At 56.5% G+C, this 25,014-nt stretch carries 15 protein-coding genes and 1 pseudogene; all 16 read right to left on the bottom strand.

All coding sequences use genetic code 11. From position 1 onward, the window contains the following. Positions 1-65: 65 nt before the first annotated feature. Positions 66-3,500 (bottom strand): PVC-type heme-binding CxxCH protein, encoded by a 3,435-nt coding sequence (locus tag GSQ62_RS05935; protein WP_237587017.1) that lies wholly within the window; start codon positions 3,498-3,500, stop codon positions 66-68. A gap of 121 nt (positions 3,501-3,621) precedes the next feature. Then, on the bottom strand, positions 3,622-4,788 hold the full coding sequence (locus GSQ62_RS05940; protein WP_237587018.1) for a GDSL-type esterase/lipase family protein: 1,167 nt from the start codon (positions 4,786-4,788) through the stop codon (positions 3,622-3,624). 289 nt (positions 4,789-5,077) lie between these two features. Beyond that, positions 5,078-6,277: an alpha/beta hydrolase family protein gene (locus GSQ62_RS05945; RefSeq protein ID WP_161891332.1), complete on the bottom strand. Its 1,200-nt coding sequence runs from the start codon at positions 6,275-6,277 to the stop codon at positions 5,078-5,080. Positions 6,278-6,321: 44 nt separating this feature from the next. Further along, positions 6,322-7,485, bottom strand: a complete 1,164-nt coding sequence (locus GSQ62_RS05950) for an FG-GAP repeat domain-containing protein (RefSeq protein WP_161888660.1) — start codon at positions 7,483-7,485, stop codon at positions 6,322-6,324. A gap of 109 nt (positions 7,486-7,594) precedes the next feature. Further along, positions 7,595-8,794, bottom strand: a complete 1,200-nt coding sequence (locus GSQ62_RS05955; RefSeq protein WP_161888661.1) for a Gfo/Idh/MocA family protein — start codon at positions 8,792-8,794, stop codon at positions 7,595-7,597. Between the two features lie 18 nt (positions 8,795-8,812). Continuing rightward, positions 8,813-9,877 (bottom strand): sugar phosphate isomerase/epimerase family protein, encoded by a 1,065-nt coding sequence (locus GSQ62_RS05960; RefSeq protein WP_161888662.1) that lies wholly within the window; start codon positions 9,875-9,877, stop codon positions 8,813-8,815. 163 nt (positions 9,878-10,040) lie between these two features. Continuing rightward, positions 10,041-11,264 carry a cupin domain-containing protein gene (locus tag GSQ62_RS05965; RefSeq protein WP_161888663.1) on the bottom strand — a complete coding sequence of 408 codons (1,224 nt, stop codon included), beginning with the start codon at positions 11,262-11,264 and terminating at the stop codon, positions 10,041-10,043. 19 nt (positions 11,265-11,283) lie between these two features. Further along, the gene (locus tag GSQ62_RS05970) at positions 11,284-12,342 is read right to left on the bottom strand and encodes an aldose 1-epimerase family protein (RefSeq protein ID WP_161888664.1); all 1,059 of its coding nucleotides are present in this window, start codon (positions 12,340-12,342) and stop codon (positions 11,284-11,286) included. A 135-nt stretch (positions 12,343-12,477) separates the two neighbouring features. Continuing rightward, positions 12,478-13,980: a RagB/SusD family nutrient uptake outer membrane protein gene (locus GSQ62_RS05975; protein ID WP_161888665.1), complete on the bottom strand. Its 1,503-nt coding sequence runs from the start codon at positions 13,978-13,980 to the stop codon at positions 12,478-12,480. A 49-nt stretch (positions 13,981-14,029) separates the two neighbouring features. After that, positions 14,030-17,082 (bottom strand): annotated as a pseudogene (locus GSQ62_RS05980) (SusC/RagA family TonB-linked outer membrane protein). A 482-nt stretch (positions 17,083-17,564) separates the two neighbouring features. Next, a complete protein-coding gene (locus GSQ62_RS05985; protein ID WP_161888666.1) occupies positions 17,565-18,383 on the bottom strand; it encodes a 3-keto-disaccharide hydrolase in 819 nt (272 codons plus the stop codon). Between the two features lie 789 nt (positions 18,384-19,172). Further along, positions 19,173-20,183 carry a GntR family transcriptional regulator gene (locus GSQ62_RS05990; RefSeq protein WP_161888667.1) on the bottom strand — a complete coding sequence of 337 codons (1,011 nt, stop codon included), beginning with the start codon at positions 20,181-20,183 and terminating at the stop codon, positions 19,173-19,175. Positions 20,184-20,902: 719 nt separating this feature from the next. Continuing rightward, positions 20,903-21,493, bottom strand: coding sequence for a LutC/YkgG family protein (locus tag GSQ62_RS05995; protein ID WP_161888668.1), 591 nt, complete (start codon positions 21,491-21,493; stop codon positions 20,903-20,905). Next, a complete protein-coding gene (locus tag GSQ62_RS06000) occupies positions 21,486-22,868 on the bottom strand; it encodes a lactate utilization protein B (protein ID WP_161888669.1) in 1,383 nt (460 codons plus the stop codon). The genes GSQ62_RS05995 and GSQ62_RS06000 overlap by 8 nt, the downstream gene beginning before the upstream one ends. After that, positions 22,865-23,605 (bottom strand): (Fe-S)-binding protein, encoded by a 741-nt coding sequence (locus GSQ62_RS06005; RefSeq protein WP_161888670.1) that lies wholly within the window; start codon positions 23,603-23,605, stop codon positions 22,865-22,867. The genes GSQ62_RS06000 and GSQ62_RS06005 overlap by 4 nt, the downstream gene beginning before the upstream one ends. Continuing rightward, complete coding sequence (locus GSQ62_RS06010) at positions 23,602-24,996, bottom strand: FGGY-family carbohydrate kinase (protein WP_161888671.1); 1,395 nt, start codon at positions 24,994-24,996, stop codon at positions 23,602-23,604. The genes GSQ62_RS06005 and GSQ62_RS06010 overlap by 4 nt, the downstream gene beginning before the upstream one ends. Between the last annotated feature and the right edge of the window lie 18 nt (positions 24,997-25,014).

Genomic DNA, 25,014 nt, shown 5'->3' on the forward strand with positions numbered 1-25,014 from the left:
AGCGCGGGGCTTTGATATAAATAGCTGCTTTCTGAAGCAGTAAAAACAGGTCTGGAAGCGGCGTGCTACTGCCCCATCACAAGCCTGGTCTGTGCGGGTGAGTTCTTCGCCTCCTGCAGTTGAATGCTGAGCGGCCCGTTGGGATATACGCTCCTGTCGATGGCAAGCGTGATCTGGTGAATGCCCTGGGATAGGTTCACCACCACCCCATTGTCCTCCAGTTTGAGAGGCTTCCGGTCTACCCAGGCGGTGATGCCGGCTGTGGAGTTGAATGCAAAGTCCACATTGCCTTCGCTTAAAACCTCGGTATCAAACCGCACGAAACTGTATCGCTTCTTGGCATTTACCTCGACAACCGGCAGTTCGCCGACGGGCAAATCCCCGGCGACCTTGCTATATGCCGGTTGAAGCGGCAGCCTGGTGCCTGCTTTGACGATATGGCCCAAACCGTCTTTATTGATTTTTTCAGACAGTTCCTTGTTGCCCGGCACGGTCTGCCAGCGCCGCACGAATTGTGTATTCGGAACGCGGAATTTTCCGGATTCGCCCAGTTGCGACAGGAAGCCGACCAGGTTGATGAACTCTTCCTTTTCCAGGCCTGCGGTCAGGCCCGGAGGCATCAGGGAGCCAGTTACTTTCTCGAGCACCTCTATCTGGCTTTTGGCAACCGAAACCTCCCTGCCCGCCACATCCCGCATCACAATCTCCGTTGCCCCATTGCTCACCAGGTACCCCATCAGCTCGCTGCCGTCTTTCTTCACCACACGCTGGAGTTCATACCCCTCTTTGATGGACTGGGAGGGATAGAGAATAGAGTGGATGATGGTTTCAACGGGCGAACTTGTGCCGAGGCTGCTCAGGTCCGGGCCGATCAGGCCTCCGGCTCCCCCGATGGCATGGCACGAAGCGCAGTTACTTTTCCGGAAAACTGCTTCGCCCAAATCGTGATCTGCTTTCCCGTTTATTTCTATCGCGAGGCTGTTGATCTCCCGGCTGCTCAACTGCTGCGGCATCCGCTCGGCGGGCAGAATACCCCCGGAGGCTTCCAGTGCCTGTCGGAGCAGCGTCACATCCTCGTCTTTTTGCCGCCCCCACGGTATCTGCCGCTCAAAGCCCGGCCTGACAGCCTTCGCTACATCTGCCGGTATTTTCCTGGACATCAGCTCTTCGCCGAACACGCGCGCCCCCTGCTTTTGCGACAGAAAAGCCCTGAACAGTTCCGAAGCGTCTTCCTGCGCGGGCAGGCGCTGCAGCAGGCCTACCCCAAGGCGGGCCGCTTCATCCACATTTAAGGAGGCAAGCTGGGCGGTCGCCAGAAGCCGTAGTTCCATGTCATTTTTCCCGCTGGCCATGCCAGTCAGCGCCTTTTCGGCCTTGCCGCTATCCAGAGCAGCCAAAGCGCCCAGCGCCGCCTTTCTGATGTTTTTGTCTTTCTTTTGGGTAAGGCTGATCAACTGCCCGCTCATCTCCTCCATATCCCAGTATCCGATCAGCCGCAGCGCATGGATGACGGTCGCTTCGTCCTTGCTTCCGGTAAAGCCGGCAATGCGGCTCAGGCCCTTGTCCGGCTTTGTCTCTCTTTGGCGCGCCGCCTCCGCCAGCGCCCCGAGTTGTGCCGCTACATTTTTGCTTTGCCCGGCATAACCCTGCACAGCCATGTCAAAAAGGGTGTTGAGGTCAGCAGTCGTTCCCCACCTGGCGATGGAGTTGAGCACATCCTTCTGATACGCCTCCGGCACCTGATCCTTTTGGTAAAGCCCGACAAGCTGCGTGACAGCCTCCGGGCTATGCATCGACTTCAGCGCAAAGGCGGTTTTCATGGGGTCTCCAAAAAAGTCAGGATTCTTCTTCAGGCGTTTCATCAGCACTGGCTCAAGCTCACGCATGGTCTGCCACAGGGCGTAGTCCAGAAACTCGTCCATCGGGTGCTCCAATACAGCCAAAGCAGTGCGCGCCGCCTCAGCCGTCTGTTCGCTCCGGAGGGCAATAACGGCCTCCAGACGCACCTGTGGGTGCTCGTCTTTCACTGCCCTGGCCAGCAAGCCGGGAACATCCGCTACCTTGTCGTGCCAGAACTGGAGCGCCCTCAGACCTGCCGCCCGGGCGTTGTGGCTTTTTGCATCCAGAAGACTCAGCAGCAGTTGCTCGTTTACCACACCTAATGACTGATGCACCCAGAGGGCCTCCAGCAAATGGTGTTCGTAATCCGGTTCATTTTTATCCAGGCCGCCCGCCCACTTTTGCAGTGCCGGTATGACCTCCCCTGCCCCGCGCGCCTTCAGTACCTGCCTGGCCTGCGAGCGGGTCCACTCCTCCGGCAATTTCAGGGCATCTAAAAGCTCACTGGTGGTGGCTGTCTCCAGTTTTGGGGTTTTCACCAGGGGCCGGTCCTTTGCCACGATGCGCCAGATGCGGCCATGCTCCTGGTCCCGGCGCGGGTCATGGAAATCGACTTCGCCGTGCTGGATAATCGGGTTATACCAATCGGCCACATAGATGGCCCCGTCAGGACCCACCGATATGTCTACCGGCCGGAAAGCGACATCATCCGTCCATAGCAAATCCCCAGCCTGCTTCGAGGCATAGCCACTGCCCTGCTCCTCCAGTTCAAACCGGTTGATCCGGTTTGCCCGGAAGTCGTTGGTGATGACGCTCCCCTGCCAGGACTCCGGCAGGTGCCGCCCGGAAATCACTTCCAGCCCGCTGTGTTTGGGCTGGCCCGGATTTAAACCACGTATAATTCTCTCGGCACCCGGAGAGGTCACAAACGTGGCACCCGGAAAAGCATAGTTTATGCCTTCGTTGCCCGCGCCGTCTGTCAGAAACGTCTGTCCCCAGCGGTCGAACTGAAGCCCCCAGGGGTTGATCAGGCCTTTGGCAAATATATCCAGCTCAAGCGTTTCGGGGTTTAATTGCCAGACGCCGCCCCCTTCCAGGCGCTTCACACCCGTCGGGGTTTCGATATGGCTGTAGATGTAAATGGACTGGTTGAAGTAAAGGCGGCCAGCCGGTCCCCAGCGGAAGGTATGAATCAGGTGGTGGGTGTCGCCGGTTCCGAAGCCGGTCAGCACCTGGTGCTTCTTGTCGGCCTTGCCGTCTCCGTCTGTATCCCTGAAATGCAGAATCTCGGTGGAATTGGCCACATATACGCCGCCGTCGCCGGGCAGAATACCAGTGGGCGTCAGCAGCCCCTCCGCGAAAATGGTTGACTTGTCCGCTTTTCCGTCTCCGTCCGTGTCCTCGAGCACCGTTATCTTGTCGTTTGCCTCCTCTCCCGTTTTCAGGTGGGGGTAGGCTGTGCTGCTGACCACCCACAGCCTGCCCTCTGTGTCCCAGTTCATCTGGATGGGCTTCACCACCATCGGCTCGGCGGCAAAAAGCGTTACCTCAAACCCCTCCGCTATATGGAACGCCTCCAGCGCCACCTTCGGGTCTGTCGTGTCAGTTCTACTGCTCTGATTCACCATGGAGGTGACCAGCAGGAAAACAGGGACAAGCATGACCCCATAAAACCCTCTTGGCGACAAACTGAAAATGCGGCTACCCTTCCTATATAGGCTTTTTACGAAACCAGAGAACGCGGACGTATTCATATACTTGTTTTTTTGATCGGCTGTCATGCTATCGTGTGCGGGTAAGTTGATACACTCTTGTTGCTGGCGTGCGGTCCAGCGCAATCTGGCCTTCCAACCAGGTGATGATGATGCCCAGGTCCTCCAGGCCTTTCGCGTGCCTGCCCTGTTCATGCGACCGGAAGCCAAGGATATATGTCCTGTTAAGCGGCCGGTACTGCTGGAAAAACAGCTCGTTCTTCTTTACAATCTCTTCGCGCAGCTTCCCTGCCTGGCTGTAGGATTTCTCCAGCGGGACTTCCACCCCTTCTTTCCATTCCTTAGCCGAAGCGGTAATCGGCCGGGAGCCGTCGGCGGTAAGGGTGTACTTTCCTCTTTTGAGCCCTGCAACCCGGAAAACCCGCGCCTTGTCTGCTGTTGCCCTGTCCTGCTCCGGCAGCGGGAGCGGCAGGCAGACTTCCGCAACCGTGAATTTTATGCTCCCTGTGTCCTTACCGGCGTCCACAACCTTTGCCGGGCCCGTCGCCGCTACCTCGCTTTTGGAAATAGTCAGGCTTATCGGCTCGTTGCTGCGCGGTGCCAGCCCCAGGCCCGCCTCCAGGGCAGAGGCCAGGTGATAGTACCCGTTTTCGTTCAGGTGAAAGCCGTTGTCCGACAGCTTTGCGTTTTTGCCGCGCTCCAGCAGTGGGTTGAACACGTCAATGAATCTTATGTCACGCGCAGAGGCAGTCCTGGCGATGGCAGCAGCATATAGCTCCAGCATCGCATTGCGCTCCTCTACATTCCCGGCGGTTCCGGCGGCCATCAGCGGAACAGGAGACAGCAGGATTGCTTTCGCACCAAGCTGCTCAATCTTGTCAAGCAACTGGTTCAGCCCCTGCTCAAAACGTGGAAGGCCCGCCTCTCCCGCAAGCGCCTCGTTGGCGCCGTAGGCAACGAACACAACCGTGGGTTGGGCTTTCGTCAGTTGCTCCAGCAGCAAATCATAGGCGCTCGGGGCGGATATATAACTGCGCGCCTCCCCCCAAACCGTATCACCCGTCCAGCCTATGTTCCGGTACGTGACATCGCGGCTGGGCCACCTGGTCGTCAGGGCCAGTTCCAGGAAGCCGTAGGGCAGGTCGTTCTCAAACAGCGAGTTTCCCACAAAAACAACCCGGTCGCCGTTCCGAAGTTCAAAGGCTGCGTCAGCCGCCTCGGTAACTACTTGTGGCATATTTTGAGCAACTGCTGTTCCGGCGGTTAAGGTATTGGATAAAAGTAAAGCACAGCCGAGGGCGGCTAGGAGATATCTCTTTCTCATGCATTTTTATTTAATGTAATCTCTCCCGGAGAAATAGTGGGTCCGAACATGCCTCCTGTTATATAGCTTCTATTTCGCTAGTCCTGTTTACAATGGCTTAAGGGGCTATAGGATTGATATATAGGGCTATATAGTGTACGCACCCACCCTATATAGCACTGTAATTTATATATAAGCTGGCATTCTGTGAAGAACAGACTACTTATTGCCTGCCTTTCCTGCTGCCCGCAGCCAGCAGTGTACTTACGGCTTTGTCTCCTGAAACAGCGTAGGCCGGCCGCGGATGCTGTGCGTCAAACACCCGGAGCACCGCAGGAGTTTCGACGGTCACAAAGCTTTCGTCTATCTCTCCTTTTTCGTTCGTAACCGCTTTCAGCGACAGTTTAAGATGCTTCGCTAAAAAAGCATAGGCTCCTTTTCGCTTGTTGATGCCGTAGTCGTGGCCTTCGTCCGGAAGATGCAGATTCTCTACCTGCTCTTCCCGGCCATATAGCCGGTAGATGTCCATTATATAGGGATACTCCACCTCCGGGGTGTTTTTCGTCCAGTCTTTCCCGTCTGAGATCAGCAGCATGGGGCGCGGGGCGGCCAGGGCGGCAATCTCTACGTTGCTGGTCTGGTGGTCTTCGCTTTTATGGACAGGCATGCCGCTCTCGCAGGAGCAGCCGCCAAAAAAATGAGCCGACACCATCACCACCGGCACGGACACCGCAATCCGGTCATCCAGGGCTGTCAGGAAAAAAGCCTGCGTTCCGCCCCCAGACTCCCCCGTTACACCTATCCGCTTCGCATCCACCTCCGGGAAAGAGAGCAGGAAATCCACCGCCCGCCTGCTGTTGTGGGTTTGCAGGGCCAGGGCCTGCGGGTGCTTGTGGGAGCATTGGGTGGCGTCTGCGTAGCCAACCATATCGTAGGCAAAAACGATGGCTCCCATGCGCGCGAGCGTCGCGCAGCGCTTCTGCGTATACTCCTGCACCCTGCCGTCGGGGCCGTGGCCGTGCGTGGCGAGGATACCCGCATAGGAAGGTTGCTTTTGCGTGGGGCGGTACAGGTTGCCTGTCACAAAAAAGCCGGGCAGGCTCTCGAATGCCACGTTCTCCACAGTATAGCCGTCATATATCCTTTTGCTGTGGATGATGGGCTTGAGAGGGGTGTTTTGGGGTATATGAGCCAGGCTCATGCCCTCCACCATGCCTTTGCGAATGCGCGCCGCCCTTTCCTCCCAACCCTGCTGATCGCGGTAGGTGGCGGCAAATTTTTCCAGGGAGGCTTTGCCTTCTGCCTCGGTGTAATAGGCCCCCTGGCAAAGCATCGCGGAATCTATCGCCTGCGCCCTCAGGCTGCTGCTCAGCAGGCCGAGCCCTATATAGCTTAGCAGCGCGAGTACTGTTTTCACCTTCATCATGCCATATGATTGTTAGAATCCGACTGAAGGAAGTTGTGAGGTCAAAGCAAATCCTTCCCCTCGTTGTAGAAGATATATAGCCCCTGTTTTCCGGCAACGATAATATCCGGGCGGCCTGTGCCGCGCAGGTCGGCCACACTGAAGAAAATGCCTGTGCCCACGCCTTCTCCCAAAGGGCCGTAGCTGATGATGTTCTTGGTGAAGCTGTCGCCGTTCCAGCTGTAATAGTACAGGCCAAAGTCATCGTTGGCGCCGGGGTCGTTGCCGTTGTGGGCGCGGTAGCGCTTGCCGGTTACAAGCTCCGGCTGGCTATCCCCGTTCAAATCCACCCAGTGCATCTCATGAAACTGCGAATTGTCTGCGTCGATGACGTGTCTGACCCAGGTGCGCTTTCCCTTCTTGCCTGCCTGTTGCTCGTACCACGACAAGCCATACCCGTGTCCGTTGCCTGCAATCAGGTCCGGCTCGCCGTCCTGGTTCACATCCGCGACGATGATGGGGACGCTGGCAGGCTCTATCTCAAACTCGCTGTGCAGTTTCCAGGAGCCGGTCAGCGGATTCTTCGGTGCCTCCAGCCAGCCCCCGCTGATGATGAAGTCTCCCCGGCCATCGCCGTTCACGTCACCGAAGCCCAGGCCATGCTCATGCGTTTTGGCTACCTCCACGCGCGTAAACGTGGGGCTGCTGTTGGTGCCGGGTTTCACTTTGTAGAATGCCAGCGGCTTGCCGGGCGTGTTCGGAACCAGTTCCAGCGTGCCGTCGCCATCCACATCCCAGGCGCGGATGGTTTCGATGTTGCCGGTTTTGGCGATGGCGTGCTCCGGCCACGGTTTGTCCGCGCCGGGGTTCTCATGCCAGCGCATGGTTTCGGCAAACCAGCCACCGGTCACAAAATCAAGCCGCCCGTCGCCGTTCAGATCCATCGGGATGGTGGCGAAGTCGTCGTAATACTCGCCGTGGCGCTTTACGTCGGTGATGTGGTGGCGCTTCAGGTAGTCCGGGCCTTCGTACCAGAAATTACCCGACACCAGATCCGGCACCTTATCCCCGTTCACATCAAATGCGCCAACCGATTCGAAGCTTTCCGCAGCGACAAACTGCTTCCTGAATTTTACGGGTCCGGAATTTTCGGTCTGCGCCTCGGCTTGTTCCGGAAGAAGGGAGATGGCAAGAAAGAAGACAGCGGTGCGATAAAGAGAGATCATAGGCAGGCAACATATATAGTTTGAGAAAGAAACAGTAAAAAAGAAGCTGTTGAGCCATGATCACTGATTCATATCCCAACAGCTTCATGCCAGCGGCTACAGCGCATTGCTACGCCTCCCTGAGCGCTTGTTTATTTCCGGCCCCCTGCTTCTCCTTCCACTCCACATTCGTATTCTTCCAGCTTCTGGAAGCGGCCGAGTCCAGCACTGCCTCGCAAACCTTCTGTGTCTCAAGCGCCTCCCTGAAGGTTGGGGAGCAGGGTTCGCCTGTTTCTACACTCTTCAGGAATTCGGCCACCTGATGCAGGAAAGTATGCTCGTAGCCGATGCTTGTGCCGGGTATCCACCACCTGTTCATATAGGGTTGGTCGCTGTCGGAGACGTGGATGGAGCGCCAGCCGCGCACAATAGACTCATCCGCATGATCGAAGAACTCAAGGCGGTTCATGTCGTGCAGGTCCCAGCGGATAGAGGCGTGCTCTCCGTTGATCTCCAGAGTATACAGCGCCTTATGGCCGCGCGCATAGCGGGTAGCCTCGAAGAGCCCCAATGACCCGTTCTCGAAGTGGCAGTGAAAAATGCAGGCATCGTCGATGCCCACCTTCTGCACCTGCCCCGTGTCCTGGTGAACGCGCTCCTTGATAAAGGTTTCGGTAACGGCAGACACATCCTTTATGCCTCCGTTCAGCCACATGGCCGTGTCGATGCAATGGGCGAGCAAATCGCCTGTGACGCCGGACCCGGCGGCGGCGGCGTCCAAACGCCAGGTCGCCGCACCGCCCTGCGGCACGTTGGCGTTGATGGTCCAGTCCTGCAGGAAGTTAGCCCGGTAATGGAATATCCGCCCCAGCTTTCCTGAGTCAATGATCTGTTTGGCCAGCGCCACGGCCGGAACGCGGCGGTAGTTGTACCAGACGGTGTTGTTTACCCCGGCCTTTTCAACGGCAGCCACCATGTTTTGCCCTTCAGCCAGTGTGCGGGAGAGGGGCTTTTCGCAGAGAATCATTTTGCCTGCCGCAGCGGCGGCGATGGCAATCTCCGCGTGCATGTCGTTCGGTGTGCAGATATCCACCGCATCCACATCATCCCGCGCGATAACGGCTCTCCAGTCCGTCTCCACCGACTCGTAGCCCCATTGTTCGGCAAATGCCCGTACCTTCTCCTCGTTCCGGGCACAAGCCACCTTCAGCACCGGCCGGTACGCCAGCTCCGGGAAGAAGTCGTTTGCGCGCTTGTAGCCATTGGTATGGATGCGCCCCATCAGGCCGGTTCCAATCAAACCGATTCTTAGTTCTTTCGTTTTTCCCATATCCATCTTTTCAATAAATTATTGAGCAGTATCAACAGCCAGCTTTTTCTCCGGCTCGTACCAGCCATGCATCTGGCGCACTTTTATCATGGTGGCCAGGATGTCGTTCCAGGTCTGCTGCTGCGTCATCACGTCGTTCGAGAACATGCAGCCGTCCCAGCATATATGCCTGAAGGCTTTTGTCAATTCCCCGTTCTCGTCGCGCAGCCAGTAGCCCGCGTCATGGGCGATGTCCAGTTTGCCGTTGGGGTCGAATGCCAGGCAGTGGCGGCCTGTTTTGTCGTGTGAGCCCGTGCCGTGTACGGTGCCGTCGTTCTGGGCCACGTGGAAATCTATCGTCCAGGGGCGAAGCGCGTTGGTGAGCGTAACAAGCCCCTGGCTCAGTGCTTCGCGGTCGCTCCACTCAAAGTCTTTGGGCAGGATGCGGTCCTCCGGCCGGTTATAGCCCAGCAGGTACAGAAAGGTATGGGACATGTCGGCCTGAAAACCGATGTTGGGGCGGTCAACGGCCTCCAGTGTGTCGATCATCGTTCTCCAGCTGTGCATGCCACCCCAGCAGATTTCGCCTTCTGCAGCCAGTTTCTCACCGTAGTCGGCGGCAACGTCGCAGGCCTCCCGGAAAGTCTGGGCGATCAGCTTCGTGTTGTTCACTGGGTCCTTTGCCCATGCCTCCGGGGTGCTGGCAGAGTCGATGCGGATCACGCCGTTGGGGCGGATGCCCATTTCGCGCAGCCTGCTCCCGAAAACGCAGGCCTTCCGCACCTGCTCCACAAACTGGGCCCGCTCCTCTTTGCTGCCCATGGCCGGTCCGCCCCATATAGGCGCCACAAGCGACCCTATCTCCAAATTGTAGGAAGACACCTTATCTGCCAGCCTTTTGATGCCGTCCTCCCCGCTGTCGATGTCGACATGGGGGTCGAGCAGGCCAATGTCCACCCCGTCGAACTTCACCCCGTCCACTTCCGCGGCGGCGGTCATCTGGAGCATGGTGTCGAAAGGAATCACAGGCTCCGAATCAGGCCCTTTCCCCACAATGCCAGGCCAGGTAGCATTGTGCAACTTCGGATAATTGTTCTTGTTCATAAGCCAATCTTTTAATCAGGTTTAAACAACAGGTTATATATAGCTCCATGGTAGTAGCCTTTGCCGGCTTAAACCCCTATATGGCTTCGCTTCCGTCAGCCATATAGGGGTTTAAGCCAGCAGGCAGCTACAGGCAGTATAAAATCGGAAAAATCCCGGACACCTACAACACGAGGTCAGGGTTCCCGGGGCCGAAGTGCTTCAGCATCACAATCGGGTCGGTAGCCGACATGTTGACGATCTTCACACCCTCCATCGCCGCCTTCTCACTCACGAAGAACTCGTCGTTGGTCAGCTGTCCGTAGCGGATCAGGGCCGGCGTCTCCACATCCCATTCGCCCATTTTGCCGTGGCCCTGCATCATGATCATGCCGTAGGCGGCGCTGTCTTTGATGGTGACGGTTGCCCCCGGGAACACGGTGAGTTCCTTGGCGCTGAAAGCATCCGATTTGTAGCACACCCAGTTCTCGATATAGCCTTCGGCCTCCATTTCCTCCACAGCCTTGACAGGCTTGGGGGCCATAAAGCGGTTTTCCATCATGTTGGGGTCAACGTTCAGCTCCCAGTCAAGCACCTCCAGCAGCTCGTCGAAGTCGCCCTTCTTGTCCTCCGGGGTGCCGTTCCAAAGCAGTTCCTCCGGGATGATGGCTTCGTTCACCAGCGACTGGTACATCGCGAAAACGTCGGAGGCTTTCTGCGGCTCGTAGGTACACATGCTTCCGGGGGCATGCAGCAGCCCCGGCGGCACGTCCCAGCCGGTGCCGGGCTCCAGGCGGTATGCCTGCGAGTAGTTCGTTATCTTGTTATCGCCTTTGGTGAAGTTCTCCAGGCACTCCTTTATTTTCTCTTTTGGCGTGCCCGGCGTAATGCCGAAAAAGGTATAGGGGAAATCGCCGCCGTGGTTATTCAGCTGCGGCGGGAAGTAATAGGCCTCCGGCTTTCCCATCTGGCCAATCAGGGCTGCTTTCTCGTCGTTGTGGTGTACGTGGTGCGGCAGGGGGCCCATGTTGTCGAAGAACTTGGAGTACATCGGCCAGCCGCCGTGCTCGTTCCACAGGCGGTCGCCAATCAGTTTGCCCTTCAGCTCATCCACCGCGTCCTTCAGCAGAATCTGCTCTTCTTTGTCGCCATCTTTGACAACTATGGCGCTCAGGCCCTCATTCTCCCCCGTTAAAGGGCCATTTTTGGCTGGCGTAGTGGAAGAAAACCAGCGCTCGTCAATGCCGCCACGCTCCCCTCCCAGCACATAATAATCATCCGGGTGCAGCTTTATTCTTCGCCCCGGCACACAGAACGAGCGCGGCACCCAGGTGGGGGCCAAACGCAGGATGCCTTTTCCCTGCTCCAATGCCTTTTCAGCTAAACTCACTTTTTCTACTGTTTCCATTGTATCCAATTACTTTAGCTTATTTATTATTCAAAAAATCATTTATTCTCCCTTCATCGGTCAGCACTTCCAGCTCCAAATCATATGTCCTGCGCTCTCCCGGAGCCAGGTGTATCAGCTCGTTCTGGGCCCTTGCGTTTGCCTGCCCGATGGGCGGGTTGGTGCCGGGCTCGAGGCCGGTTATATATTCGCCTCTGCCCCAGTGCTGCCAGTTGGTGAGCCAGGGCAGTTGCGCTTTCTGAAAGCGGAGGGCGAGCGCCAGGTTAATCCGCGAATTATACAGCCCGCACGTACACTGCCCCGAGCTGTCGGGCGTCGCGTCAATAAAGGCCGCTTCCTCGCCGCCGCCGCTGTGCTCGTCCAGTGGGGCGGAGGCCTTCCGGAAGTTGTTTCCTTCGCGGAAGATCCTGTTGTTTGGCTCACCTTCCCGCGATGTCCATTTTCCCTGCCATACAATGTCGGTGCCCTCGTCCACCAGCGGCCAGCCGAAGTTGAAATGGTATAAAAGCATATGGGGCGCCGGGGTGTTGCTGCGGTTCACCACTTCATCCTGAATGCGGATGGCTGCCTGGCCGAGCTTCCCGGATATGGTGCGCCGCAGTTCCAGGTTAGGCCCAAACAGCTGGGTTTGCCTGATTATTCCGGTGATGCGCATCTCCATGTTGCCAGCCAGGGGGTCAGGCTGCACGACGGACTCGATTTCGGCGGGAGTGTTGCTGATTTGCCCGTGCAGGCCACGCTCCCCGTAGGCATCGGCCTCGGGCCCTCCCACGTGGTGCAGCCCACAGGTGGTCAGCAGGCCGCCCCCGAAAGTCCGGATCCAGTCTATCCCCTTGTCAGAGAACGGCTGGGGAGGGGTAACGCCCAAATGGCTTAGCCAGGCCAGGCTGTGCTGGTTGTAAAAAGCGTCCGCAATGTCCATCGCCCGGTCCAGCACCACCTTGTAGCGCAGGCCCGTGCCGGTGTTTATCCAGGCAATGCGGGTGCCGCGCCCAGGGCCATTGTCGAGCACGGCCGTTTCTATACCGCCAAGCTGCGCGGGGTTGCAGATCTTGTCTTTCCAGGTTTCGTGGTCCAAATCGTATATGAGGTTTAGGATATCTTGTCTAAATATAGTCATCTCAGGCCAAAAAACACACCAACGGACAGAGCGATTGCCCTTTCCGTTGGTGTGCCTGGTAGGCTTTGAGCGGCTTGCCCACTTCCTTTTAGGTTAAAAGTAGGGGCTCAGCGCTCCTTCATCTGCCGGTAAGGGATAAAGCAGGCTGATGTTGGAGAACGCGTGGCCGCGCGGCTCAAATCCTGCCGGATAATAATAGTCCTGTGGATTCGCCTTTATTCTTGCTCCATATGCCGTAATCACATCCACTGCTCTGCCTGTCCTCACCAAGTCGAACCAGCGTTTGTTCTCGAAAGCCAGCTCCACCCTTCTCTCATGATAAATGGCCTCCAGCAGGTCTCCTCCCGAGTAATCGTCTAGACCGGCGCGGTTGCGCACCATGTTCAGGTACTCTGCGGCCTCCGCCTCTTCGCCCTGCTCGGCAAGCGCCTCGGCCAATAACAGCAGCACTTCAGAGTAGCGGTATATAGGCCAGTTCATCCCGTGGTTGCCGTTAAGAGCATGTGTTTTGGCATACTTCTTAATGTAAGGATACACACCATCCTCCCACGAGCTTCCGCTCGCTGTGATATAACCGATAGAGGCGTCTTTCCTTTCGTCTCCTTCTTCGTAGGCGGCAATAATGTCAGGCGTCGGGATGTTGTTTCCCTCCCCACTGAGCGGCTGCGGATTGGAGGTGCCGGTGATCGTCACGAGTTCCGCCGCTGACATCGGACGTGGCAAGAACGAGTACAGGAAGTTTCCGTTAAGCCCGGCCGACCCTTCCATGAACTGCACCTCAAACACCGACTCGATGTTGTTCTTGTTTCCTGTAGAATTAGAAAACACATCTTCGTAATTTGGAATCAGGGCATACTCCCCGCTGTTGACAACTTCCCGCAGCTGCTCCTCGGCCTCAGCCCACTTCTCCTGCACCATATATACATCGGCCAGCAACGTTCTTGCCGCGCCCGATGTGGCCCTTCCGGGCTCCTGCACCGATTTGACCGGCAACATCCCGATGGCCGCGCTGGCATCTTCTATAATCTGGGCATATATATCTTCTGTAGGTGCCAGTGGCAAGGCTGCCTCCTGCCGGTTGGGCACGGGCACCAGGTGCAGGGGAACGCTTCCGAAGTAGCGCACCAACTCGAAGTAGGCATAGGCTCTGAGGAAGTGCGCCTGCCCGGTGATGTTGTTCTTCAGCGCCTCATCAGTGAACTCCACCTCGTCGATAGTCGCCAGTATCTGGTTCGTACGCGCGATGATCTGATAGTCCAGCCGGTACTGGTTCAGCACGTGTGTGTTGGACGTCACGCCGTTGGCCTCGGGAAGAGCGAAATCAGCCAGGTCCTCCTGCTGCTCCGTGGCCCCGAAGTTGGGGTTCCGGGCGTAGTAGGTGTTGTCGGAGTGCATCTCGGCCAGGAGCCAGGCCCTGTCGTTCGCGATGCTTCGCAGCGGCACATAGGCCGCGTTGATGGCCTGCTGGAAATCGGCCGGCTTGGTGAAGAAGGTCGCCGAACTCAACGATGTCTCCGGCACAATCTCCAGAAAGTCATCCTTGCAGCCTGTCAGCATCGCGCCCACAAGCAAGGTCAATATGATTCCTTTTTTCATTATATATAGAAATAACGATGTCAGAATTAATTTTAATTACTGCTATTAATTAGAAGTTCAGGTTCACGCCAAGGGTGTAGGTGCGTGGCACCGGGTAGTTGGACAGGTCTATGCCCTGGCTCAGGTTGCCGCCGTCGCCGTTACCCCCTCCGTTACCGCTTGTCTCGGGGTTGGGGCCGCCCTCGTAGTTGGTGAAAATATAGGCCTGCTGGATAGAAGCGAACAGGCGGGCCGATTTGATGAACCTGCTGATTTCGCCCAGCGTGTAGCCCAGCGTGATGTTCTTGATGGTGAAGTAAGAGGCGTCTTCTATAAAGTGGCTGCTCATCCAGTCTCTTTCGATGCCCGTCACGTTACCGCCGCCTACCGTTGTGCCAAACATGCCCGCACCCGGGTTCTCCTCAGACCTGAAGCGGTCTTTCACGCCCTCCACCATATTGAACACACCGTCGAGGTTGGCTGTGCTGTACAGGTGGCGCACCAGGAGCTGATTGCCGAACGAGCCGGAGCCCACGATGCTGAGGTCGAAGTCGCCGTACTGGAAGTTGTTGGTGATGCCATATATAAAATCAGGGAAAGGGTTGCCGATGATGGTCCGGTCGTCGTTGTCGCCGCCGTAGGTAATGATGCCGTCACCGTTTACATCCTTCAGTTTGATACTACCCACCGTGGAGCGTCCCGGAACCTGCGGAGAATTGTTGAGGTCTTCTTCATTCATATAGAGACCTTCTTTTATAAGTCCATAAAACTGGCCGAACGGCTGTCCCACCTGTGTGATGTGGAAGGTGCCATATACCCTGTCGATTCCCTCTGCCAGAGCCACCACCTTGTTGCGGTTAAAAGAGATATTGGCATTGGTTGTCCAGTTGAATTTGCCTACGGCGTTCCGGGTGATGAGCGCAAACTCATGGCCCCAGAAGTCAATCTCGCCGATGTTGTCGTTGAAGTTGCTGAACCCCGACTCCTGCGGAACCTGCACGCTGTAGAGCAGGTTAGTGGTTGTCTTCTTGTAGAAATCATATATGAACTGCACCCTGTCGTTGAACAGGCCCAGGTCCAGGCCAATGTCGAACTGCTTGGTGGTCTCCCATCCCAGGTTGGGGTTTGACAGAGAAGTCACGACCGCCCCTGGGGCAACGGTGCCACCGAAGGCCGCATTCACGGTGTTGTTAACCAGGGCATACTGGGTGTAGTTACCGATGTTGTTGTTGCCCGTCACGCCATAGCTGGCCCGCACTTTCGCAAACGAAATCTGGCTCACATCCTGCAGGAAAGGCTCCTCCGACATAATCCAGCCTACGGAAGCCGAGGGGAAAACACCCCAGCGGTTATCCTCCCCGAAGCGGGAGGAACCGTCGCTGCGGACAGCCGCGCTAAACAGGTACTTGCCCTGGTAGTTGTAAGTGAGCCTTGACAGGAAGGAGGTCAGGCTCCACTCTTCCACGCCGCTGTAAGTACCGCCCCGGCTTATATTAAGCCCCGCCTGCACCGTGGGCAGCCGGTCGTCGGCATAGGTGTCGGCCTGGATGCGGGTTCTGTCATAGCGGAAGCGCTGGTTCGTGAAACCTCCCAATAACTCAAAACTGTGCTCGCCGAACTTTTTGGAGTAGGTTGCCAAGTTTTCGTTCAGCCAGGTAATGGCTTTGGAGTTGTCCCGGATGGAAGCCGCTGTGGTTGGGATTGGGGTGTTGATGCTGCTTGTCGCGGTGGAAGGGTTGAAAAAGAAGAACTCGGAATTGTTCGTCTCCACATTGAAAGTGGACTTCAGCACCAGTCCCTCGATGGGCTCATATTGCACATAGGCATTCGAAAGCAGGCTGATGGTTTCGGTCTCGTTCACCAGCTCCTGCGCCGACCTTACCCAGTTCGGGTAAGCATATATGTTTCCAGTTTCCGGCGGCAGGTTGTTGTAATACGTCAGCTCGCCGTTTTCGTCATATATAGGCATGATGGGCCAGGTGTGCAGCGCATTGAAAAGAATGCCTGTTCCCCTGTCTCCGTCCGTTCTGGGCGTGTTGTCAAACACATAAGAGGGCGCAATATTCAACCCGATGCTTACTTTGTCAGACACCTTGTAGTCTGTGTTCAACCGGCCTGAGTACCTTTTGTATTCGTTGTTCAGCACGACCCCTCCTGGTCGAAGACGCCGAGAACCAAGGCGGTGTTCAGCTTGTCTTTGTTGGAGGTGATGGACAAATCATAGCTCTGGATAGGGGCCGTCCGAAGCAGCGCGCCGTACCAGTCGTTGTTCTTTCCCTCATATATAGACGGGTCCTGGAAAATCTCCGGCACCGGCTGGCCTGCGTCCTCGTAGTACTCCTTCTTGAACTGGGCGAACTCCACGGCCTCCAGCATGTCTATCCGGCCGCGCTCAGGCACTTTCTGTATGCCGTAATAGGTGCTGAAACTAACGTTTGTCTGACCTGCCGCTCCTTTTTTGGTGGTTACCAAAACCACGCCGTTGGCTGCTCTCGAGCCATACAGCGAGGTGGAGGCCGCGTCTTTCAGAATGGTGATGTCCTGTATCTCGTTAGGGTTGATGGCCCCGATGCCGCCCGTGATGGGGAATCCGTCCACCACGTACAAGGGGTCGCTTCCGCCGGTAACAGACAACTGCCCGCGAATCCTGACGGACATGCCCTGACCGGGCTTGCCGGTGGCCTGGTTTATCTGAACGCCCGCCAGCTTGCCCTGCAGCTTCTGCGTTACCTGCGATACCGGGATGTCCTTTATATCCTTGGTGCTGATGGTCTGTACGGACCCTGTTACCTCCTCTTTCAACTGGCTGCCGTATCCCACGACCACTACTTCCTCCAGGGCCTCCGCATCGGCGCCCAGCTGCACATTTACGGTGGACCGGCCCTCTATCGGCACCTCCTTGCTTTCAAAGCCTATATAGGAGAAAACAAGCGTTCCGTCGCCGTTGGGCACGGTAATGGTGTAAGTGCCGTCTGCACTTGTGGGGGCAGCATTGGAAGTCCCCTTCAAAACGACCGTCACCCCAGGCAAAGCAGCGCCGTTTGCGTCTGTCACTTTACCCTGCACCGTAAGGCCCTGCGCCAGCACGGCAGAGACCGAAAAAAATACCAGATGCAGCAGCATCAGATACCGCACTTTCTTAAGTAAGAAATTCTTCATTGGTTTGTTAGTTTATTGTTAGACCTTAATTAATACAGCATGCAGTTCACCCAGGCTGTGAGCCGCCCGGATACACGGCACCAAATAATTATATTATATATAATTATTAATATATAACCTTATACTGCTGAAATGAATGAACCAAACCTGAAGCAGGGAACGATACAGACTGCCAAGTTGCCGCCTCGGAACGCAGGTTTATCGCCGGTATGCGCACTGGCCTGCAGCAGTCCGTGTAGCCGCTAGAGGGCTTTCGGCCGGAAATTTCTCCTCAAAGCCCGATAGCCTGCCAAAAGAAGTTTCCCTGCATTATTTTCTAAAACCAATGTTAATTTAGAGTTAAAACTTAGGCAATCTGTCCTGAACTGTCCTGATATCGGTTAGATTATATAGGATTCGCCTCTAAAGTAGGACAGATTGCCGCCCGCGGCGGACGGTTGAAGCGGCTATAGCTCCTTTAGCCGCATGTTCCGGTACTCCACTTTCATGGGTGGGCCCACATGCACCTGCACGCCAAGCGCGCCTTCCATCTTCCTGTTTATGGTGTCATTGTCTGTCACGTCGCTCATCAACACCCCGTTCACGTAGTGCTGCAGCCTGTTGCCTTTCACCACCAGGTGAAAATCGTTCCAGTCCTCGCTCTTAATGAGGGTTTTGAGGGAGTCGGGTTCTCCCAGGGAGCCGGTTACGGTCCGGCCAAGCCAGGCGTTGTTTTTAATATTGTCACTCAGTGGTCCCTCCGGGTTGTCCTGCGGATTTACCGTTACCTGCTCGCCACGGTAGGCCAGGGTCGTCCTTCCGCGCTCTTCGTAGTTCTGCCCGGTATACCGGATTTTCCCGTCTATGTCTGCCTGGTAACCTCTCAGGGCAAAGGGGATCGTGTCTAGCTCTGTGCTCCGGTAGTTAATGCCGGTGTTTCCGTCCTCTGTTATCCGGAACTCCCCCTTCAGCTCAAAGTCAGCTGGCTGGCCGCCCTCCCATATAAGAAAGGTGTTGCGCTTCAGGAGTTTGTCGGGGGTAACCTGCCCCACCAGGTGGCCGTCCTCTATTCTCCAGTAGGCTGTGTCCCCCTTCCAGCCATCCAGTGTTTCGCCGTCGAACAATTGCACAAAGCCTTCTTCTTCTGCAGGAACGCTTTCTTCTGCCTGAGCTGTCGTGCCTTCGTCGGGGCTGTTGCTGCCAGATGAATTACAGCTGCTGATAGATAAGGCGGCCAGCATCATTCCTGCCTGAATAAGTTTAAAATCATGTACAATCTTTCTCATGCGATGACAGTTAGTTTATATGTGTTATTTGTGGTAAGCTGCCAGCTTGCGTGCCAGGCATATATGCTCTCATTAAGTTAAATCTACTATGTTTCTGAGAGACAACTGTCATGTACTGTGCTGAAGGCGGCCACATCTGCCGATGTTTTTAAGCCAGGGAGGCCGGGGCTCCCTTTTCCATGATGGCGTTGGAGGTTATATAAGAAGATGCCCTGAAGCGTTGGAAGCGGCGGGCTCATTGTTCTGCAGGGGCCCAGGTGCTGCCTACGGGATAGCGGGTGTTCCCGGAGCGGGGGGCGGAGAGGGACTTACTACCAATTTTAACTGAAGACTTCGCACGAAGTTCTTTTATAGAACCCACCCCTGCCCCTCCGAGGGGGGAATCTGCAGACAGGTAAAACGCAATACGCACGAACCAACTGATAGTGGTATAAGAGGCTCCTTTGCGGACAGGCAGCTCCATATATAATGGAACACGATCTGCCATACACCCGTTGTTATGTGTTTTATCCAGCTATATATAGCCACCCCATATATAGGATGTTTCTTCAAGCGGCGCAGTTACTCAAAGGATGCAACCCAAGAAGCGGCGCAGCTCAAAAGTACCTTTTGAAGGCAGGGCCTACAGGGCGCAGGCGTAACAGCGGTTATATATAGGGAAGCGATTGGACGCTGACAGCGCGGCGGCGCTTTGCTGCACCAACAGGACACGGGCATCCTATATAATCCCAGGCATATGCTGTGCCCGTAGGAAATCGGTTGCCGAAAGCTATATGGCTGGCGCGGGTGTTAAAGAGAGCCGCGCCGGATCACCTGGAACGGGTTTTTCACCTTGGCCTGCTTTTTCTCCAGCAGCAAAGTGGCCGCCATATAGCCCATCACCTCAAAATCGGTCGTCACCACCGTGATGTCCAGCAGTTCTTTTGAGGTGGTCTCGTTAAACGAGATGATGCCCACATCCTCGCCCAGCTTCAGGTTCATGCCCCTGCATTTCTTGATGAGGTCGGCCAGGTCTGTTTCTTCCACCACCAGGTAGGCCGTGCCGGGAGACGGCGTTTCGTTGAAGGTGTTTTCCAGGATGGCGAAATCCTTGTTGTAGCAGTTGCAGAACAGGCGGAACCCCTGCATGATCTCCACCGGGTAGTGCTCCCCGAAAGGAAATATCAGCACCAGTTTCCGGTACTTGGCCAGCAGGTCCACCGTCGACTCAAGTGCCTTGAAAATGTCTTTTTTGAACTCCTGGTACACGGCCAGGTACTTGCCCTCCAGCTCAGGCAAATCCTTATCCAGTATAACAAGCTCCTCCTTCGGAATGCGCTTTATGGTCGGCATGTACTCACCTTTGTCAGCGTGCTGGAAGAAGTGCGGCATGATGACGTAGTAGTTGTATTTCCCGAGGCTCTTGTTGATGATCTCCTTGAACAGGTGGGCGTCGTAGTGGTGGATGTGCAGGTCTACGGTGGCCTTGTCGCCCAATCCTTTCAGGAAGGCATAGTAGATGATTTTTTTATAGGAGCTCAGCTTGTTGAAGACCAGCAGTATTTTCAGCTTCTTCTGCTCATTGGCAGCCACGAAATAGCCCTTGCCATGCACCGAAACGATATGTCCCTTCTCTTTGAGCTCCCGGTAAGCCCTTTCCACCGTGTCCCGCGCCAGCAGGTGCTCCTCGCTCAGCTCGTTGATGGAAGGCAGCTGGTCGTCAACTTTAAGTATTCCCCTTTCTATATCATTAATGATAGCCTGTATGATCTGCCTGTATTTCGGCGTTTTGCAGGATAAGCTAAGCTTGGTCTGGTACATTAACTTTTACTTTAAAAAGTGAGATAGAATAACAGTTGGAGCCTCAGCGTAGATTCAGAATCAGGAAAAGCCGCAAGGCGCCGCACGCCCTCCTATGTGCAGGTTGTAGGCAGCCAACTCAGCTACAGGCCGCACCCTCCCCGGCCTAAACCGGGCCTGCTAACCGAAACGGCCCCTGACAGCGCATAAAGTTGCGTCAATAGTATCAGCTGCTTCCATATGAATGTCGCGAACACCTTGAGATTGCCTTCAGAGTTTACAATGTAATTATTTTTCCATGAGTGACCAAACACTCCGCATAAAGTTTCAGAAGAGGTGTTCAACCATCATTATTTTTATATCGGTGGCAGGTAAATGGTTAACGGACCGGCAACTCAGGGTTCCTGTCCCCTGCTTCCCTTAAATGGCATTGGCTATATAGGCTAACCCCAACTTACAGGCGGCTCCGCACAGCTTTTAGTATATGGCTTCTGCGGTGGTTCAGGAAAAGAAGGCGGGGGCCGGAGAAACGGCAGGCTTTGTTGCCTGTGTGCTGCGCACCATCGATGGGTACCCTCCGGCCGGAAAAAACCAGACCAATATGGAATGTTCGAGAAGATGTCTTTTGCGCCGCCACCCTGTAGAGGCACACGCAGGATAGTTTTATGGAAGTGCCTGGCGCATCTATATATCCCGCTGCAGGCAGAGCTTAGTCCGCAGCAACAGGAACAGGCAGTTGGTTATTCCTCCAGGATAAAGACGGACAGCGTTCTGGCTCCGTGCGCCCCCAGCACCAGCGACTGCTCGATGTCGGCTGTTCTGGAGGGCCCCGCGATGAAGGTGCCGAATCCGTAGTCCTGCGCCCCAATCACGTCGTAGGCCTGGTGCATGAGGGGAACAATATTTTGCTGCCGAACCACCAGGGCCAGGCGCTGGCATATAAAGGGCAGCACGCGCAGCGGCAACTGCGCATCCGTCACCCACAGGGCGCTGTTCTCTGCCACGCCCAGTTGCGCGGGAAGTATGGCCAGGTCCATATCCGCCAGGGTGTGCGGGTCTGTGCCCGGCGCAACGGAAGTTTCGGCCATGTCTGAGAACTGGGGAAAACCGGAAACGATTCGCTTCGCGCCAACGTGTTCTTTCAGGATGGCCTGCCTCACTTCCTCCAGGTTTTTCACCCGGAAGACCTTGCTCCCGACACTCACCGCCACGGCCGCGAATTTCTCCACCGGGTCTCCCTCTCCCAAAACGAAGGCGGGCATTTCCGGCAGCGGCAAGCGCGCGGGCTGATTCCGGGCAACGGCGGCCAATATGCTGTCTCTGCTACTCATGTTTCTTTTTCCTGTTTTTGAGGTACCACTCCCCGAACGACTCCTTTGGGGGCGCGGGCATATCCCGCTGCTTGTACCAGGGGTTCAGGCGGTTGTTTACGGCAAAAGGCGCGTGGCGCATGAACCAACGGCCCGCCTTTCCCGCCAGTTTAAAAGTGGCCGGTGAGGCAAAAGTCGCTGTCATGGCCTTCATGCCCATTGTTTTCTTTGTATCCGCATATCCCTCCCGCACAATCACCTGCCGCCACTTATACAACTGGTCGTGGATATCGATTTTCACGGGGCAGACGTTGGTGCAGGAGCCGCAGAGCGTGGAGGCAAAGGGCAGGTCGGCGTTCGCCTTCATGTCGAGGTTGGGGGCCAGGATAGACCCAATCGGGCCAGCCACGGCCGTATGGTAGCTGTGGCCGCCGCTCCTTCTGTATACCGGGCAGGTGTTCATGCAGGCCCCGCAGCGGATGCACTTCAGCGAGTTGCGGAAATCCTCCCGGCCCAACTGAACGCTTCGGCCGTTGTCCACCAGCACCAGGTGCAGTTCGTGCCCCTCCCGCGGCTTTTTAAAATGGCTGGAGTACGTGGTGATGGGCTGTCCGGTGGCGCTTCTGGTCAGCAGCCGCAGAAACACGCCCAGGTGCTTCCGCTCCGGTATCAGCTTTTCGATGCCCATGCAGGCGATGTGTACGTCCGCCAGGTGCGCTCCCATATCGGCGTTCCCTTCGTTGGTGCATATGACGAACTCGCCCGTCTCGGCCACCGCGAAGTTCACGCCCGTCAGCGCGGCGCGGCGCGTCAGGAAGGTCTCGCGCAGGTGCTGCCGGGCCGCCTCGGTGAGCGCCTGCGGATCAGACATTCCGGTCGGGGTGCCCAGGTGCTCGTGGAAGATCATTCCCACCTCCTCTTTCTTCTTGTGGATGCTGGGCAGCACGATATGGCTTGGCGGCTCCTTGGCCAGCTGCACAATGCGTTCCCCCAGGTCAGAGTCAATCACCTCCACGCCGTTCTCCGCCAGGTACTCGTTCAGGTGGCACTCCTCGGTCAGCATCGACTTGCTTTTCACCATGCGGTCCACCTTGTGCTTCTGCAGGATGGCATGCACAATCTGGTTGTGCTCCCTGGCGTCGGCGGCCCAGTGTACGATCACGCCGTTGGCCCTGGCGCTGGCCTCGAACTGCAGCAGGTAGTCGTGCAGGTTCGACAGCACGTTGTGCTTGATCCGGGAGGCCGTCTCGCGCAGCAGTTCCCAGTCGGGAATGGTCTGGGCGGCCCTGTCGCGCTTCTGCCGCACAAACCAGAGCGTTTCGTCGTGCCAGTTTACCCGGGGCTCGTCCGCATTAAAAGCTTCGGAAAGGGCGGCATGGTCCTTCGTCTCCTTCATAGCTCCTGCGCGTTTAGGATTTCGGCGATGTGCAGCACTTTCACGTTGCTTTTCTGCCGGCGCAGGATGCCCTCCATATGCATCAGGCAACTCATGTCGGAGGCTGTGATATAGGCGGCCCCGTGCTGCAGGTGGTCCGCTACGCGGTCCTTGCCCATCTTCACCGACACGGCCTCCTCCGCCACGCAAAAAGTGCCCCCGAAACCACAGCATTCATCCTGACGGGTAAGATCAACAAGCTCCAACCCCTCCACCATGCTTAGCAGCTGCTCCGGCTTGGAGAAAGGGGGCGCGACGAGCTCTGACATCTGGGCAAGCTTCAGGCCCCTCTGTCCGTGGCAACTCTGGTGCAGGCCCACCCGGTGCGGGAAGCGCGCCTTCAGGCTGTCTACTTTCAGCACATCGGTCAGAAACTCCGTCAACTCATATACCTTCTCCCGGATGGCTTTCGCCTCGGCAGGGCGCTTGTCGGAATGCAGGTGGTCCTTGATGTGCAGCACGCAGCTGCCGGAGGGCGCCACGATGTAATCGAACCCGCTGAAGTTCCGGATAAATAGCTCGTCGCTCTCCGCTGCCAGGTGGCCGAAGCCGGAGTTGGCCATGGGCTGGCCGCAACAGGTTTGCTTTAGCGGATAGGCCACCTCCACACCCAGCTTTTCAAGCAGCTCCAGCGTGGCGATGGCGGCATTGGGGTAAAACTGATCTACGTAACAGGGAATAAAAAGACCTACAGTCATAGTTTGGTGTCGTGCGTTACCGCATAGTATTTTAACTCGATGATGTCGTTTGGCAGTGGCTTGGTGTTCCAGTGCCGGTGAATGGCCAGGGCGGTGCCCACGGCGGTTGCCTGCGCCATGGAGGCCGCAAACACCTCCTTGTCCGGGTAGGCCGCGGCCAGCAGGTTCATATAGATGGGGTTCTTGCCGAATCCGCCGTCCACAAAAATCCGCTTCACATCGGCTCCGTCCAGAACAAGCTGCGTGGAGGCCACCTGCTGCTTCACCAGGTCCAGGACAAACTGGTGGTAGGCCTCCGCATAGGAGTCGAAGGAGGAAAGATCGCGCTGCGCGAACACCGACTCCTGCAACTGGTTTATGCCGGGCCGGGCACCCGGCGCCGGCCCTTGCTCCCGCTGCAGCTTGCTGATGATCTCAGCATCGAACGGCACCGTTTTGTAGTGAGCGGTATTCAGGTTGAAGTGCTCTGCGATGCGTTTTGTCTGCTGCTCGTGCTCATACCCCCCAAAGAACCTGGATGCCTTTACGGGCTTTCCCTTGTACTGCATAAAGCGCAAGCAGTCCCTTTGTAGTTCGGCCTCCGTCAGCGGCGTGGTGTTGAAAGGGTTCAGGCTGATGCACCATGTTCCGGTGGAGAGCAACACAAAAGGCTCCTGAAAATTCACCAGGTACGGAATCAGGGCAGCCGAGCTGTCGTGCAGGCCGATGCCCGCCTTGTAAACGTTGCCCATAAAGGCAGCGGGCACCACCTCGTCAGACGGGGCAATGGGAGCCAGCTTGTCCAGCACACCCTCTTTCCTGACCCACTCGTGATAATCGTTTTTCCGGAAGTCCCACAGGTTGGTGTGGCAGCCGATGCTGGTCAGGTCCGAAAAGCACTTCCCTGTCACCAGGTAGCTGATGTACTGGGGCAGGTGCAGGGCGTATGAAATCCGGTCGAACAGTTCCGGCCGCTCGTGCCTGATGCGGTAGATCTGCATGCCCGAGTTCAGGCTGCCCAGCACCGGCGACGCCGTCTGCTTCGAGAACTCCCCCTCGCCCCCGTAAGTGTCGTAGAACTGCTTTCTCAGCGTCTCCGGGTAGGGCTTCAGGTAGCTGTACAGGGGGCAGACCGGCTCTCCCGCCTCATCGATGCAGACAATGCTTGCGCCGTAGGCGGAGAAGTTAATGGCCTGCACCTGGAACTCCGGAAGCCGGAGCACTTCCTGCAGGGAATCGCGCACGGAATTCCTCAGGCTCTCGATATTCTCACAGGCTTCCCCGTCCTCGTCCACTATCTCTGTGAAGCGTGCCGATTTCTCGTACACAATTTTATAGTTCTCGTCGAAGAGGAACAGTTTCTTGTTCGTCTTTCCCACATCGAAAATGGCTGCGACAGGAATCTTCTGCATCTTATAATCCAGTAGCGA

It is taken from the genome of Pontibacter russatus, assembly GCF_009931655.1.
Classification (GTDB): Bacteria; Bacteroidota; Bacteroidia; order Cytophagales; family Hymenobacteraceae; genus Pontibacter; species Pontibacter russatus.

Excerpts from the sequence above, each read along its gene's own strand:
- GSQ62_RS05935 (WP_237587017.1), bottom strand. The coding sequence starts at position 3,500 with ATGCTTGTCCCTGTTTTCCTGCTGGTCACCTCCATGGTGAATCAGAGC.
- GSQ62_RS05940 (WP_237587018.1), bottom strand. The coding sequence starts at position 4,788 with ATGCCACAAGTAGTTACCGAGGCGGCTGACGCAGCCTTTGAACTTCGG.
- GSQ62_RS05945 (WP_161891332.1), bottom strand. The coding sequence starts at position 6,277 with ATGAAGGTGAAAACAGTACTCGCGCTGCTAAGCTATATAGGGCTCGGC.
- GSQ62_RS05950 (WP_161888660.1), bottom strand. The coding sequence starts at position 7,485 with ATGATCTCTCTTTATCGCACCGCTGTCTTCTTTCTTGCCATCTCCCTT.
- GSQ62_RS05955 (WP_161888661.1), bottom strand. The coding sequence starts at position 8,794 with ATGGGAAAAACGAAAGAACTAAGAATCGGTTTGATTGGAACCGGCCTG.
- GSQ62_RS05960 (WP_161888662.1), bottom strand. The coding sequence starts at position 9,877 with ATGAACAAGAACAATTATCCGAAGTTGCACAATGCTACCTGGCCTGGC.
- GSQ62_RS05965 (WP_161888663.1), bottom strand. The coding sequence starts at position 11,264 with ATGGAAACAGTAGAAAAAGTGAGTTTAGCTGAAAAGGCATTGGAGCAG.
- GSQ62_RS05975 (WP_161888665.1), bottom strand. The coding sequence starts at position 13,980 with ATGAAAAAAGGAATCATATTGACCTTGCTTGTGGGCGCGATGCTGACA.
- GSQ62_RS05985 (WP_161888666.1), bottom strand. The coding sequence starts at position 18,383 with ATGAGAAAGATTGTACATGATTTTAAACTTATTCAGGCAGGAATGATG.
- GSQ62_RS05990 (WP_161888667.1), bottom strand. The coding sequence starts at position 20,183 with ATGTACCAGACCAAGCTTAGCTTATCCTGCAAAACGCCGAAATACAGG.
- GSQ62_RS05995 (WP_161888668.1), bottom strand. The coding sequence starts at position 21,493 with ATGAGTAGCAGAGACAGCATATTGGCCGCCGTTGCCCGGAATCAGCCC.
- GSQ62_RS06000 (WP_161888669.1), bottom strand. The coding sequence starts at position 22,868 with ATGAAGGAGACGAAGGACCATGCCGCCCTTTCCGAAGCTTTTAATGCG.
- GSQ62_RS06005 (WP_161888670.1), bottom strand. The coding sequence starts at position 23,605 with ATGACTGTAGGTCTTTTTATTCCCTGTTACGTAGATCAGTTTTACCCC.
- GSQ62_RS06010 (WP_161888671.1), bottom strand. The coding sequence starts at position 24,996 with ATGCAGAAGATTCCTGTCGCAGCCATTTTCGATGTGGGAAAGACGAAC.